11 protein-coding genes and 1 pseudogene are annotated in these 15,700 nt (G+C 27.9%); 3 read left to right on the forward strand and 9 right to left on the reverse strand.

Annotated features, from left to right (window positions below; all coding sequences use genetic code 11):
- Positions 1-12: 12 nt before the first annotated feature.
- A complete protein-coding gene (gene mutS, locus B3603_RS05990; protein ID WP_291561916.1) occupies positions 13-2,709 on the reverse strand; it encodes a DNA mismatch repair protein MutS in 2,697 nt (898 codons plus the stop codon).
- A gap of 327 nt (positions 2,710-3,036) precedes the next feature.
- The gene (gene miaB / locus B3603_RS05995) at positions 3,037-4,362 is read right to left on the reverse strand and encodes a tRNA (N6-isopentenyl adenosine(37)-C2)-methylthiotransferase MiaB (protein ID WP_291561919.1); all 1,326 of its coding nucleotides are present in this window, start codon (positions 4,360-4,362) and stop codon (positions 3,037-3,039) included.
- A 443-nt stretch (positions 4,363-4,805) separates the two neighbouring features.
- Here miaB and B3603_RS06000 point away from each other — a divergent pair, with 443 nt between their 5' ends.
- The 3 genes from B3603_RS06000 (at position 4,806) to B3603_RS06010 (ending at position 7,486) form a co-directional block, all read left to right on the forward strand.
- Positions 4,806-5,999 carry a PLP-dependent aminotransferase family protein gene (locus B3603_RS06000; RefSeq protein WP_291561922.1) on the forward strand — a complete coding sequence of 398 codons (1,194 nt, stop codon included), beginning with the start codon at positions 4,806-4,808 and terminating at the stop codon, positions 5,997-5,999.
- Positions 6,000-6,086: 87 nt separating this feature from the next.
- Positions 6,087-6,269 (forward strand): hypothetical protein, encoded by a 183-nt coding sequence (locus tag B3603_RS06005; RefSeq protein ID WP_039630296.1) that lies wholly within the window; start codon positions 6,087-6,089, stop codon positions 6,267-6,269.
- A 20-nt stretch (positions 6,270-6,289) separates the two neighbouring features.
- Entirely contained in the window at positions 6,290-7,486 is a 1,197-nt protein-coding gene (locus tag B3603_RS06010) for a pyridoxal phosphate-dependent aminotransferase (RefSeq protein ID WP_291561927.1), read from the forward strand.
- Between the two features lie 36 nt (positions 7,487-7,522).
- On the opposite strand, the gene B3603_RS06015 is transcribed toward B3603_RS06010, so the two are convergent.
- From B3603_RS06015 to B3603_RS06045, 7 genes and pseudogenes are all read right to left on the reverse strand, one after another.
- A complete protein-coding gene (locus B3603_RS06015) occupies positions 7,523-8,377 on the reverse strand; it encodes a GNAT family N-acetyltransferase (RefSeq protein ID WP_291561929.1) in 855 nt (284 codons plus the stop codon).
- A gap of 774 nt (positions 8,378-9,151) precedes the next feature.
- Complete coding sequence (locus tag B3603_RS06020) at positions 9,152-11,074, reverse strand: bifunctional 4-hydroxy-3-methylbut-2-enyl diphosphate reductase/30S ribosomal protein S1 (RefSeq protein ID WP_291561932.1); 1,923 nt, start codon at positions 11,072-11,074, stop codon at positions 9,152-9,154.
- A 55-nt stretch (positions 11,075-11,129) separates the two neighbouring features.
- Positions 11,130-11,798 carry a (d)CMP kinase gene (gene cmk, locus B3603_RS06025; protein WP_291561935.1) on the reverse strand — a complete coding sequence of 223 codons (669 nt, stop codon included), beginning with the start codon at positions 11,796-11,798 and terminating at the stop codon, positions 11,130-11,132.
- 33 nt (positions 11,799-11,831) lie between these two features.
- Positions 11,832-12,188 (reverse strand): chorismate mutase, encoded by a 357-nt coding sequence (aroH, locus tag B3603_RS06030; RefSeq protein WP_291561938.1) that lies wholly within the window; start codon positions 12,186-12,188, stop codon positions 11,832-11,834.
- A gap of 2 nt (positions 12,189-12,190) precedes the next feature.
- Complete coding sequence (locus B3603_RS06035; RefSeq protein WP_291561941.1) at positions 12,191-13,414, reverse strand: NAD(P)/FAD-dependent oxidoreductase; 1,224 nt, start codon at positions 13,412-13,414, stop codon at positions 12,191-12,193.
- A 459-nt stretch (positions 13,415-13,873) separates the two neighbouring features.
- Complete coding sequence (gdhA, locus tag B3603_RS06040) at positions 13,874-15,226, reverse strand: NADP-specific glutamate dehydrogenase (RefSeq protein WP_039630282.1); 1,353 nt, start codon at positions 15,224-15,226, stop codon at positions 13,874-13,876.
- A gap of 267 nt (positions 15,227-15,493) precedes the next feature.
- Positions 15,494-15,700 (reverse strand): annotated as a pseudogene (locus tag B3603_RS06045) (N-acetylmannosamine kinase); the annotation flags it as partial.

Raw genomic sequence — 15,700 nt, forward strand, 5'->3', positions numbered from 1 at the left:
GAAAAGGTATTTTTATAGTGATTTTGCTTTCTTAATTAGTTCATATAGCTTATTAAATCCTTCCATTGGAGTCATATTCAAAATATCAATATTTTTAATTTCTTTCATTAAATTCATACTTTGAATATCCTCGAATCCAAGCTGTATTTCTTCTAATACCTCAACTTTATTTTCTTTTTTAACTACTTTTTCTACATTTACTTTATCTACAGCTACTTCATTATTAGTAATTTCCTTTTGTAAGTCTTTCTCCTCTACAATTATAGCCTTATTTTCAGTATAAATAGTAGTTATATCTTTATTATTGTTATTATCTTCAAGATGAGAGAGTATTTCTCTTGCTCTATCAATAACTTTATTTGGTATACCCGCTAATTTTGCAACTTCAATTCCATAGGATTCATCAGCGCCTCCTGGAATTATTTTTCTTAAGAAGATTATACTATTATCAACTTTTTTAACTGCAATTGAATAATTTTTAACACCTTTTATCTTGTCTTCTAACTTTGTAAGTTCGTGATAATGAGTTGCAAATAGAGTTTTACATTTAATATTGGAACTTTCGCATATATATTCAATAACTGCCCAAGCAATACTTAACCCATCATAGGTGCTTGTTCCTCGTCCTACCTCATCTAATAATATTAAACTTTTATTAGTAGCATTTTTTAATATATTAGATACTTCCCACATTTCAACCATGAAGGTACTCTTCCCTCCAGCTAAGTCGTCAGAAGCTCCAATTCTAGTAAAAATTTTATCGCATACAGAAATATCTGCTGATTTCGCAGGTATAAAGCTTCCTATCTGTGCCATCAAAGTTATAAGCGCAACTTGTCTCATATAAGTGGATTTTCCTGCCATATTAGGTCCAGTTATTAATAACATTTGATTATCTTTTCCATCTAATAAAGTATCATTTCCTACAAAGCTATTTATTGGTAGCATTTTTTCTACTACAGGATGTCTTCCATCTTCTATTTTTAATGTACCTTTTATATTAATAGATGGTTTTATATAATTATTATCCCTTGCAACCTTGGACAAACTACATAGTGAATCCAATTCTGATATAAGCTTTGCAGAAGTCTTCATCCTGTCAACATGTTTTTCTACTTCTTCTCTAATAGTTACAAAAACTTCGTACTCTAAAGAAATTAATTTATCCTCTGCACCTAAAATTTTATCTTCCATTTCTTTAAGTTCGGGAGTTATAAATCTTTCAGCATTAGATAAGGTTTGCTTTCTTATATATCTTCCCTCTGGAATTAAGGATAAATTACTTTTAGTTACTTCAATAAAGTAACCGAATACTTTATTATAACCTATTTTTAAAGATTTAATTCCAGTTGATTTCTTTTCATTACTCTCAAGATTGGCAATCCATTGTTTACCACATTTCTTTGAGTTTCTAAGTTCATCAATTTCTTCATTATAGCCCTCTTTTATTATATTACCTTCTTTTACAGAAATCGCTGGGCTTTCACTAATAGAACAATGTAAAAATTCATAAATATCTTTTAAATCATCTAAGTTTTTTTCAATATCTATAAGTAAATCTTCACTAAAACTTGATAGTAAATCTTTAATTCTTGGAATTTTTTCAATAGAGTTTTTTAGTGCTAAAAGTTCTTTAGCATTTATACTTTTAGAGCTAATTTTACCAACTAATCTCTCTATATCATAAATATCATTTAGTGCATCATCAAGGTCTTCTTGTAGTGAAATATTTTTTATTAGTTCTTCAATAGCATTTTGTCTTAACTCGATTTCTTTCTTATCTACCAATGGCTGCTCTATCCATTTTCTAAGTCTTCTTGCTCCCATAGCAGTACTAGTTTTATCTAATACTGAAAGCAATGACCCTCTCTTAGTCTTATCCCTTAGACTTTCTGTTATTTCTAAATTTCTTCTTGAGTTGCCGTCAATTACAAGGTAATCAAAAATATTATAGATTTCAATAGTGTCAATATTGGATAGCGTAACTTTTTGTGTTTCAACTATATAATTTAATAAACCATTACATCCTCTTACTAAACTTTCACTAAATTGAAGTTCTTCATAATTTTTAAATTGATTTTGTAACTTTTCTTCTTCTGTAGAGAAAAAATCATCATCAAATCTTGATATAGAAACTTCAAATCTTTCTCTAATTTCCTTTAGTATTTCTTCACTAACCATATTTGATATTACTAATTCTTTAGGGTTAAACTTAGAGATTTCATCTATAATAATATTTATATCATAATTAAAATCACTACAATAAAATTCTCCAGTAGATATATCACAAAAACACACCGAAGACAGATTTTCACTAATATAAAGACCCATTAAGAAATTATTTTTGTTTTCTTCTAAAAAAGAAGATTCAGTATAAGTACCAGGCGTTACTATTTTTATTATATCTCTTTTTACTATCCCCTTTGCTACAGCAGGATCTTCTACCTGTTCACAAATTGCAACTTTATATCCTTTTGAAACTAATCTAGATATATAAGTTTCTGCTGCATGAAAAGGTACACCACACATAGGTGCTCTATTTTCTAATCCGCAATCCCTACCTGTTAAAGTTAATTCTAGCTCTTTAGATACTAATTCAGCATCTTCAAAGAACATCTCATAAAAGTCGCCTAATCTAAAAAATAATATACTATCTTTACATTTATCCTTTATTTCTAGATATTGTCTCATCATTGGAGTGAATGACATATTCTTTATCTCTCCTTTATTCTTCTTATAAAAAAAGCGACATTGTCGCTTTTAAAGTTAGCATAATTTTAAAAATGTTAATTTCACTAATAAAAACTTCATCAATTATTTCCTAATATAAATAAAAGGAATTTCTTTTTTTCATCATTAAGCATCTAAAAGAAAATAACAAGCAAAGGTGTTAGTTTACTTATATCACACAAGCTGTCAGATTTACTCATAATGGTACTATGATAAACTTCTGACAATAAAGTATGATACAAAATAAGCTAACATACTGTCTTGTTGTTGCTTTGAATATGCCTTAATTTTAAACAATGCTCTTAACTAAATTTGCTCTCCTATCAAAGAGAAGGATTGTGCTTTTGTTATTTTAACATTAGCAAGTTTTCCTATGCTATCAGCATTTCCGGTAAAATTAACTAGCTTTCCTGTTCTAGTTCTGCCTGTTAATTTGCTTTCATCGTTTTTGCTATAACCTTCAACAAGAACTTCAACAACTTTATCAGCATATTCTTTATTTTTCTTAGCAGAAATTTCATTTACTGCTTCAACCAACCTATTAAATCTGTCTTTTTTAGCTCCTTCATCAACCTGATCTAACATCATATCCGCTGGAGTACCCTTACGTTTTGAATATAAAAAAGTAAATGCTGAGTCATATTCCACTTCTTTAACTAACTCCAAAGTTTCAAGAAAGTCTTCTTCACTTTCTCCTGGGAATCCTACAATTATGTCAGTAGTTAACGCTACATTTGGAATTCTATGCTTTATTTTTTTAATTAAGTCTAAATATTGTTCTTTAGTATAATGTCTATTCATTTTCTTAAGTATTCTTGAAGAGCCAGATTGTACTGGAAGATGTATAGATTCACATAATTTATCACACTCTGCAATAGCCTCAATAACTTCTTCACTTAAATCCTTTGGATGTGAAGTCATAAATCTTACTCTTTCTAGTCCTTCAATTTGGTTTATTCTTCTAAGTAATGCTGCAAAATTAATTTCTGGTTCTAAACCCTTACCATAAGAGTTAACATTTTGACCTAATAGCGTTATCTCTTTATAGCCTGCTTTAACCATTTCTATAATTTCTTTTTCAATTTCTTCTGGTTTTCTGCTTCTTTCTCTTCCTCTTACATGTGGAACTATGCAGTATGTACAGAAATTATTACATCCATACATAATGGTAACAAATCCTTTTATACTACTTGCTCTATCAATAGGTGTTCCTTCTACTATATCCTCTTCCTTATTCCACACTTCTACTATAGGTCTTTCACCACCTAATGCTCTGCTTAAATATTCATTAAACTTATAAGCATTATGAGTACCTATTATTATATCTACATAAGGAAACTTCTTTATTATATTTTCTGCCATTCCTTCCTGTTGCATCATACATCCAGTTATTGCAATTACAAGCTCTGGCTTTTCTTTTTTAAGTTTCTTAAGTGCACCTAAATTTCCTTCAACTTTTTGTTCTGCATTTTCTCTAACACAGCAAGTATTAAATATTATTATATCAGCATCTTCCTTAGAGGCTGTTCTTTTATAACCTAGTGGCTTTAATCCGCCTGATAACTTTTCGGAGTCTTCCTCATTCATTTGACATCCCCAAGTTTCAATAAAATATTTCAATTCTTTTATCATTATTCATTCTCCTTTGTAAGATTATAACCATTATTTAATTATATATAATTTCTTTAAATAATAAAAGTTTTTTCTACAGTATTTATTCATTGCAATAAACTTTTTATTATATTATACTTTAAAATATTAAAAAACTGAAATTGCAAATCAAAGAATCTTTAAAAATGACTACAGTACTATAATAATATTGCTAGCTATATTAGATTATCAGAGGTCAAAAATAAAACCATTGTTATGTAGAATTTGCTCTTTCTATGATGTAAAATATTCTCTAACTATTTTCTTTACATATGTCTTAAAATTATTTAAAAATCACAATTTTTATAATTAAGCAAAATTTTCCTATAGCCTTGAAAACCCTATGATACTTAAGTTATAATTGAAATATACGGAGTTTATTAAATTTTCGTTAAATTTTTATTTTTATTATGGGGAGGTGCAATATGAGTTTACAATATGCAGATAGAATATCAAATATTAAAGCATCAGAAATTAGAGAGTTATTAAAATTAAGTGAGCAGCCTGAAATTATCTCATTTGCAGGCGGGTTCCCTGCTCCCGAGCTATTTCCAAAGGAGAAATTAGCTGAAGTTACTAGTAAAGTTTTAACTGAGCAAGGAGAAATAGCATTACAATATACAACTACAGAAGGATATGCTCCTCTAAGAAAAATAATTGTTGAAGAAAGAATGGCACCAGCAGGAGTTAAATGTGATATATCAAATATTATGATAACTAATGGTTCTCAACAGGGATTAGAATTTTCTGCAAAACTTTTTATAAATGAGGGAGATATAATTATATGTGAAAGTCCAAGTTATCTTGGAGCTATTAATGCTTTTAAAGCATACAATCCTAAATTTATAGAAATTCCTATGGATAAAGACGGTATGGTTATAGAAGATCTAGAGAAAGCTTTAAAAGGACATTCTAATGTTAAAATGATTTATACTATTCCAGATTTTCAAAATCCAAGTGGAATAACTATGTCTTTAGAAAGAAGAAAGCGTATAGCTGAATTAGCAGCAAAATATGAAATTCCAGTTATAGAGGATAGTCCATATGGTGAATTAAGATTTGATGGTGAAAGATTACCATCTATTAAAGCTTTCGATGAAGCTGGATATGTAATTACACTGGGTACCTTTTCAAAAACATTCTGCCCTGGTTTAAGACTTGGATGGATTGTAGCAAGTTCAGAAATATTAAAAAAATACGTCCTAATTAAACAAGGTGCTGACTTACAATGTAATACATTATGTCAAATTTCATCTGCAAAATTTATGGAACAATATAAATTAGATGATCATATTGCGAAAATAATTGAAGTTTATAAAGTTCGCAGAGACTTAATGATAGACAGCATCAAAAAATATTTCCCAAAAGATGTGAAGTTTACACTTCCTGAGGGAGGATTATTTACTTGGGTAGAATTAAGAAAGGACCTGGACTCTTCTAAGATTATGGAAGATGCACTTAAAGAAAAAGTTGCTTATGTTCCAGGAGCTTCTTTCTTTCCAAATGGTGGAAAGAATAACTTCTTTAGACTAAATTACTCTAATATGACTAATGAAAAAATCATTGAAGGTATTAAAAGGTTAGGAAAAGTTCTTCATAAACATTATGGCGATCAGTAAGCTTCAAAGCAGTAGCAGCAAAATATAAGTAAATATAATAAAAATTCTCCTTTTAGGAAAAACTATACCTAAAAGGAGGATCATAATATGTATAATGCTAAAGATATTGATAAGCAAAAGAAAATTTCTATAAGTTACAATGGATTTGAGGAAAGAAGTTATTTTAGCGGAAAGTTTAAAAATTGCACTATTTTTGATATTAAATCTTCTTATACTTCTTTCACTGATATAGCTGAAATAAATAATTCTAATAAAAACAATCTATCTTAGAGTCAAATGGAGGATTAAAAATGAAGTTTTCAAATCGTATTCAAAAAATGCATTATTCATCAATTCGTAAATTAGCGCCTTTTGCTGAAACTGCTAAGAAAAAAGGTATTCAGGTTTATCATTTAAATATTGGACAGCCTGATATCGAAACTCCTTCTACTTTCATGGAAGGAATAAATAATTATCATGACAATGTTTTAAAATATGCTCAATCTCAAGGTATTGATGAAACAATTAATAGTTTTAGAAAGTACTATAAAGAATGGAATATAGACTTTGATTACAATGAGCTATTAATAACAAATGGAGGTTCTGAAGCTATTTCTTTAGCACTTACAGCTATAGCTGATGATGGAGATGAAATAATAACACCTGAACCGTTCTATACTAATTATTCTGGTTTTGCTCAAGTTGTTGGAGTTAATGTAGTTCCTTTCCTTACAAAAGCTGAAAATGGCTTTCATCTTCCTCCAAAAGAGGAAATAATAAAACATATAAACCATAAGACAAGAGCTATAATGATATCTAATCCTGGAAATCCAACAGGAGTAGTTTATACTGAAGAGGAAATAAGAATGCTTGCTGATATAGTTAAAGAACATGATATATTCTTAATTTCCGATGAAGTATATAGAGAGTTTGTATATGATGATTTAAAATATACTTCAGCACTATATATGGAAGATGCACAAGATAGAATTATACTTGTTGATAGTATTTCTAAGCGTTATAGTGCTTGTGGTGCTAGAATAGGTTTAGTAGCATCTAAAAATAAAGAACTGATCGCACAAATTTTAAAAATTTGTCAAGCAAGATTATGTGTTCCAACTATAGAACAGTTAGCTACTGCAAATTTAGTTAATACTCCAAAAGATTATTTTGTTAAAGTTAAAGCTGAATATGAAACAAGACGAAACATATTATTTGAGAAACTTTCACAAATTCCAGGAGTAACTTGTGAAAAGCCAACAGGAGCGTTCTATGTTATGGTCAAGCTTCCCATAAAAGATTCAGAAGATTTCGCTAAATGGATGCTAACAGAGTTTAATCATAATAATAAAACTGTTATGTTTGCACCTGCTGAAGGCTTCTATGCTACAGAAGGTTTAGGCAAAGATGAAATAAGAATTTCTTATTGCTTAAATACAGAGGCTTTGAAAGATGCTATGGATATTTTTGCTTTAGGATTAGAAAAATATAGAGCTTTAGGAAGATAAAATAAAAAGATAGATTGATTTATCAATCTATCTTTTTTATACTGTATAGCCCCAAGTACAAAATTCTTTTTCAATTTTAAAATTATGCTCCTTATATAATTTTAAAGCTTTAATATTGTCACTATTACATTTTAAATATATTTCTTTAAAATTATTATCTATAGCTATATTTAATAAATATTTTAGCAAAATCTTACTATAACCCCTATTTCTAAATTCATCTAATATTCCAAAATTCACTATTGAAACTTTATTATTCTCTTTAATTAATTGACCATATCCTATAAATTTTTCACCATGTTTTATAAATATAGACCCTTCATTCAAATAATATTTTTGTTCTTCTTCAAATGCTATATCTTCTATGTCTATTTCCACTCTGCTGCTAGTTTTAAAAATTTTATTTTGAAGACTACATCTAATCTTTTCATCTTCTCCTATTTCAAAGGTTTTAAAGCTTATTTCCAGAGGTAATTTAAAATTATATTTTTCTTCTAATATAGTTTTCATTTCAAATAATTTATTTACTTTTTTAAATCCTATATCAATTAATAATTTATTAAAGTCTCCATCTGCTTCAAATAAGCTCCCTTTCTTAAAAGATTGAAAAAACTTTCTATATAACATTATTTCATTATTACTACAGTTTATTGTCATACTATTAATTTTATAAAAATTTTTACATATTCTCGTAAACCAAATATATCCTATATATTTCCTATTATACTTTAATAACTTAACATTTTTATTATATAGAAGTTTACTAATAGGATTTAAACTATTATAACCTTTAAAGAAGTCTTCTCTTGTAAATTCAAAACATACGTTTTCTCTACTCAATTTTTTAAATTTATTAATATTAAACCAACTTAGCTTTTTACATTTATACATATGCCCTCTCTTAACACTAACTATTAGATTACTATATTTTACTTTATAATCTTTTCTATTATTCCAAATTTTAAACAATTAAAATTTAATAAGTAAACTAATCTAAGTTAGTAATACATATTTATTATACTAATATAGATAAACTACCTTAAAAATTAATTTATAACTAAATGTAGCTACCTTTAAATATTTTAATTTACAAATTTAATCAATGAACAATTGAGAATTATGGTGGAANNAATTGTCCATTGTCAATCGTCAATTTTCAATTTCATATTAATGTAAACTTAAATAATTTAATAGCACAATTTTATGAATTCATAGATTAAATTTAAAAGTGGTACATCTATATATCTTGTTGGGTTAGTTAATTCTATTTAATATATTTATAAAATATTGAAGGTTTACTACTGCAAAAGCTGATTATTTATTAATCAAATATGAAAATTCATCTATAGAAATTAGAGTAGTAATTTTTCCAATGTAATCAAATATTTTTCATTAATAATATTGTCTAAAATTTAATATTAAATTTCTCATATTTTATAAGGCAGCAATCCTAATCTTTTGATTGATAAAAAGATTTAAATTCTTAGTCTCTTATTTAGTGATATTTTCAGCTCTTAGTTATATTTTAAAACTACTATCTAATAATTGATTATTAGAACTAATTTGCCTAACTCAATAAACTATTTATAAATCTATTATACATCAAAAAAGCCATCATAGTGATGGCTTTCTATCAATCAATTCATTAATTATAAACAGCAATCCTTAAATTTGTTCTACTGCTTTTATGCTTAATGATATTCTTTTATTTTCTTCATTTACTTCCATTATTTCTGCTTTTATATCTTCTCCAATTTTTAATACTTCTTTCGGAGTATCTATTTTATTAGTACTAATTTGTGAAATATGAACTAAACCGTCAACTCCAGGTTCTAATTCTATAAAAGCACCAAATTTAGCAAATCTGACTACTTTTCCAAGGACAATATTTCCTACAGGATATTTGTTTTTAACATTTATCCATGGATCCTCTGTTAATCTTTTTAGACTTAGAGAAAGTTTTTTATTCTCTTTATCTATATCCATAATATATACTTTAATTGTTTGTCCTATTTTTACCATTTCTTTAGGACTCACTAACTTATTCCAACACATCTCTGATATATGAAGTAATCCATCTACTCCATCAATTTCAACAAAAGCACCAAAACTTGATATTCTTCTTACAATACCTTCTACTATTTGATCTTTTTCAAGTCTTTCCCAAGTTTCTTTTTCCTTCTTATCTTTTTCTACTTGAAGAATTTCTCTTCTTGAAGCGACAATCTTCATTCCAATTTTTTGTTTTTCAAATTCAATGATTTTAACCTCTAAAGTTTCTCCAATTAAGGTTTTTAGATCTTTAATTTTATCTAAAGATATATGTGATGCAGGTATAAATATTTTTATTCCTTTATATGTAGAAATAATGCCACCTTTTACTTCTTCTATAACCTTAACTTCAATAATTTCTTTACTTTCAAAAATTCTTTTTAATTCTTTATATAATTCTTCTCTCTCAATTTCAACCCTAGAAATAACTATATATCCATCTTGATTTCTAACACTTATTATTTTACCTTCAACCATATCGCCAACTTTAAAAATGTCAGTTAGTTTGGCATTTTCATCTTTAGTAACTTCATTGATTGGTAAATATGCTTCATTCTTTGCCCCTATAGTTAAATATGCTTCTTTCTCGGAAATTTTAAATATTTCTCCTTTAATAACTTTTCCCACTCTTAATTCAATACCATCATCCATATACTTTTCATATTCTTGCATTTCACTATTAATCATTGTGTTCTCACCTTTCATTTTTAATATAGCCTCCTTAATTATCCAGTCTGGTGTTGATGCTCCAGCTGTCACCCCTATTTTTTTTATTTCTGTATCTTCAATAAAATCCATGGGTATTTGATCAGCATTTTCCACATGAATAGTTCTATTACAATTTTTCTTACATATTTCATAAAGTTTAGTAGTATTAGAACTATTATATCCACCTATAACTACCATAGCATCTACTTTTTTTGAAATATCCTCTGCAGATTTTTGTCTTACCTCAGTAGCACTACAAATAGTATTAAAAGCTACTATTTCTTTACACTGATCTATTACTTTATTAAGAACCTTATGCCAATTACTTTGTTTTTCAGTAGTTTGAGAAACCACACAAATTTTTCGTGGGAGATTTTCTAAATTTTCACCATTTTTAGATATTATAGCACTGTTATTACACCATCCATTTATTCCTATTACTTCAGGATGGTTTTCATCTCCAACAATTAAAATACTATATCCTAGTTTGTAATAGTTATTTACCTTCATTTGAATATTATTAACATAAGGACAAGTAGCATCTACAATATTTAATTTTTTATTTTTTAAAGTATTTAGGATATCTTCTGAAACCCCATGTGATCTTATTATTACCACATTATCTTCATCTAATTTATTTATATCATCATTACCTATAGAGTATATGTTATTTTCTTTCAATAGCTCTACTACATCATTATTGTGAATTAATGGCCCTAGTGTATATATGTTATCAGTATATTCTTTTTTCTTATTTAAAGCTGTGTCTACTGCTCTTTTCACACCAAAACAAAATCCAGCTTTATCCGCTAATAATATTTCCTTCATTTGTTTCACCACCTATTTATTGACTTTAGTATTATTTTATCATATTAGAGAAAGTTTAACTAACACAATTAGAAATTTTATTTTTTATATGATTACATATTACTTCAACCACTTCTTCTATTGTTAAATTTGAAGAATCTACTTCAATTGCATCTTCAGCTTTAGTTAAGGGATCAACTTCTCTATTAGAATCAATATAGTCTCTTTTTATTATATCTTCAAGTATACTATCATAATTTACTTCTATATTTTTTTCTATTAACTCACTATATCTACGCATAGCTCTTGTTTCAGCACTAGCAGTTAAATAAAATTTGAATTTTGAATCTTTAAGTACTACTGTACCAATATCTCTACCATCCATAATAACATCATATTTTTTAGCTATTGCTTGTTGCATTTTTACTAGCTTTTGCCTTACTAAAGATAAGGCTGCATAATTTGATACATTATTACTAATTATAGGCATTGTTAGCTCTGATGTAATATCTATTCCATTTAATATCAAATTATCTCCCTCAAAATGCATTTCTAAGTTATCTAAAAGACTTATTAATTTATCTGTATCTTCATAAGAGATTCTTTCTTTCATCGCTACGTAGGTAACAGCTCTATACATTGCTCCAGTATTTATGTACATTAAGTTAAACTTTTTACCTACTATTTTTGCTATGGTACTTTTTCCTGCTCCTGCAGGTCCATCTATAGCAACAGACATTCTCATTCACAATCTTCCTTTCTAATATAAAAACGCTAATTATCTAAGGCTAATGTCACTTCGAAGTGATGCTGCCTTATGAAGATAAACAAAATTAACATCTCTTTCTTCTTCGTCACATAAAATAGTTACTCTTATACAAAGCTTTAATGAATTTTCCACTTCCATTTCATTAAAATGCATAATACTAACCTTATTTAAATTAAAATATTCTCTTACATATGCACCTGGATAAGCTTTGGTTATATCCTTAGTGCAAGAAAAAAGTAATACCTTTATATTATTTGTATTTAATGAATTTATCTTTAAAATTTTATTCATTAATTCAATAGTCTTTTCTTTTATTTCTAAGGTATCATTCTTTTCTATTGTGGTTGCACCTCTTATCGATAACATAATTAATCACCTATCTTTTGTCCTGCTAAATATCCAGTAGATAATGCAATTTGCACATTATATCCTCCAGTATAGGCATCAACATCAATAATTTCTCCAGCGAAACTTAAATTTGAAATTATTTTTGATTTCATAGTTGAAGGATCTATTTCTTTAGTATCTATTCCTCCAGAAGTTACTATCGCCTCAGATACTGGTCTTAAATTCTTAACTGTTAGCACTAAATTTTGTATTAAATGAACAAGTTTCTTACGTTCCTCTTTAGTTATAGCATTAACCTTTTTATTTTCATCTATGCCACTATGTCTGACTATTACCGGTATAAGTTTCTTAGGAAATAAATCATCTAAAGCATTTTTAAAATCTTTATTTAAATATTGATTAAAATCCTTTTGTACCCTCTTATCTAACTCATCTTCGCTTAAAGCTGGCTTTAAATTTATTATTATTTTATATTTTTCATTGTTCTTTATACTACTACTAGCACTTAAAACCAATGGACCAGATATTCCAAAGTGAGTAAATAGCATTTCTCCTAATTCTTTAAAAAGAATTTTATTTTTACTATCCCTAAGAACGAGTTCCACATTTTTTAACGCCAGCCCTTGAAGCTCTTTAACAAATTCTTCTTCTATTTCTACAGGTACTAAGGATGGTTTTAATTCAACAATATTATGACCAATACCTTTACAAAGTTTTAATCCCTCTCCATCAGAACCAGTTTGAGGATAAGAAACGCCACCTGTACACATTATAAAATAATCACCAGTAATGTTTTTACCATCTTGCAATACTATTTCTTTTATATTGTTATCTTGAAGAATAAATTCTTTTACATTACTATTCTTCATAATATTTACATTCTTCTCTTTTAATTCACCTTCTAAAGTTTTTATTATATCAGAAGATTTATCAGAATTAGGAAACACTCTGTCTCCTCTCTCAACTTTTAACTTTGTTCCTCTACACTGAAAAAAATTCATTGTATCTTCATTAGTAAAAGTATATAGAGAACTATATAAAAAATAAGGATTAGTAGGGATATAATTTAGAAACTCCCCTATTTCCTTAGCATTGGTCACATTACATCGTCCTTTACCAGTTATAAATAATTTTTTACCTAGTTTTTCATTTTTTTCTAACAATATTACGCTATGATTTTCAGCTGCGGATATTGCAGCCATCATACCAGCGGGACCTCCACCAATTACTACAACTTTTGACATCACTTCACCACCTAAATTTTCTACAAAAATTCCTACTTAACTTATAAATTATACTTCAATATCTAGTATATATCAATCAACTAGAAGAAAATCGTGACAGCTAGTCACGATTTATTAATTTACAATTTACAGTATATAATGCACAATTGTAGTGTTTTTCTTTAGGTATGTTCAAAAAAATAATAAGCCAATATGCTAGTTTATTCTTCATCATAATGGTTCCTTAAAACTCAATTATACCCTAACTATTATGAATACCTATCTTAGACAAAACATAGACTCTAACTTTGACTAATTATTTTCTTTCATACCCCTTGTATTAAAATAAATCAGTAATTAATTTTAATTGTTACATATATAATATTAGCAATAAATTGCTTGATTATTAAATTTTAATAATATTCCTAATCGTAAAGAAAGAGAATTCCCTAGAGAATTCTCTTCATATATATTTTAAAATTAATAAACTCCTTGCGCATGCATTGCTTCAGCAACTTTTACAAATCCAGCAATGTTAGCCCCTGCAACTAAGTTATAACCAAATCCATAAGTTTCAGCAGCTTTCATTGCATTATTATGGATATTAGTCATAATTTGACGAAGCTTAGCATCAACTTCTTCTCCTGTCCATGATAATCTCATGCTGTTTTGTGACATTTCAAGAGCTGAAGTAGCAACTCCACCTGCATTGGCAGCCTTAGCTGGTCCTACAATTAATCCATTATCTAAGAAATATTGTACTGCTTCGTTTGTACATGGCATATTAGCGCCTTCACAAACAAATTTTATTCCATTAGCAACTATTTGTTTAGCATGTTCTAAATGTATATCATTTTGAGTAGCACATGGCATTATAATATCAACTTTAACACCCCATGGTTTTTGTCCTGGGAAAAATTCTACGCCAAATTTATCTGCATAATCTTTAACTTTATCTCTACCTGAATTTCTCATTTCTAATAGATAGCTAATTTTCTCTTCAGTTATAATTCCATTTGGATCGTAAATATATCCATCTGGTCCTGAGATTGTAACTACTTTTCCACCTAATTGAGCAATTTTTTTACATGCACCCCATGAAACTTGACCAAATCCTGATAAAGCTACTGTTTTACCTTTAAAATCTGTTCCTTCATGTTTAAGAATTTCTTCACAGAAATATGCTACACCAAAACCTGTAGCTTCTGGTCTAAATAAGCTTCCTCCATAGGATAATCCTTTTCCAGTGAAAACTCCATTTTCAAAAGCTCCTCTTATTCTTCTATAATGTCCATACATATATCCAACTTCTCTTGCACCAACCCCAATATCACCTGCTGGAACGTCAACATCTGGTCCTATATGTCTATAAAGTTCAGTCATATAACTTTCACAGAATCTTCTGATTTCAGCATCTGATCTTCCTCTTGGGTCAAAGTCAGAACCACCTTTACCTCCACCTATTGGAAGTCCAGTTAATGAATTCTTTAATATTTGCTCAAATCCTAAGAATTTTATTATACCTAAATAAACTGAAGGATGGAATCTTAAACCACCTTTATATGGTCCTATAACTCCGTTAAACTGTACTCTGAATCCCCTATTAACATGTACATCTCCATTATCATCTGTCCAAGGTACTTTAAACATGATTTGTCTTTCTGGTTCACAGAATCTTTCTAAAATATTAGCCTTTATATATTCTGGATGATTTTCTAAAACCGGTCCTAAAGAGTGTAAAACCTCTTCAACTGCTTGAATAAATTCTGGCTCACTACTATTTCTTTTTTTAACATTTTCTAATACTTGCTCAATATAAGCTTTAGTATCCATGCTATTACCCCCTAATAATGAAATAATTATCTTAATTAAATTTAATATATTTTAATATTAAAAAAATTAATATTAAATCCTTCATTTATATTATATAATTCGTTATAAATGCAATTTTTCCTTCTTAATTATTAAAAATTTTTTAACATTTATGAAGGCAATTATATTTTAGAAATTAAATCATAAAAAATTATTAATTTCTAAAACGATTACATGTCCTACAATTATCATCATAAGACATGTTGTTTCAGAAATCAATAATTTTTTTTATTTTTCTTCCTTTTTATAAGAATAAACTTGATATTCTTGCCAAACGTTCTCAAGATCATTAAAAGTTTTAGAGATTTTTTCTTTTTCTCTTAACCCAACTGCTATTATAAGTGCATTAATAACACTTAATGGTGCTACCAAGGAATCAACAAAAGAAGCCATATTACTTTCTGCTACTAAAGTATAATCAGCTCTAGTTGCTAA

Source organism: Clostridium sp. UBA2485 (assembly GCF_002341865.1).
In the GTDB taxonomy this organism is placed as follows: Bacteria; Bacillota; Clostridia; order Clostridiales; family Clostridiaceae; genus Clostridium_J.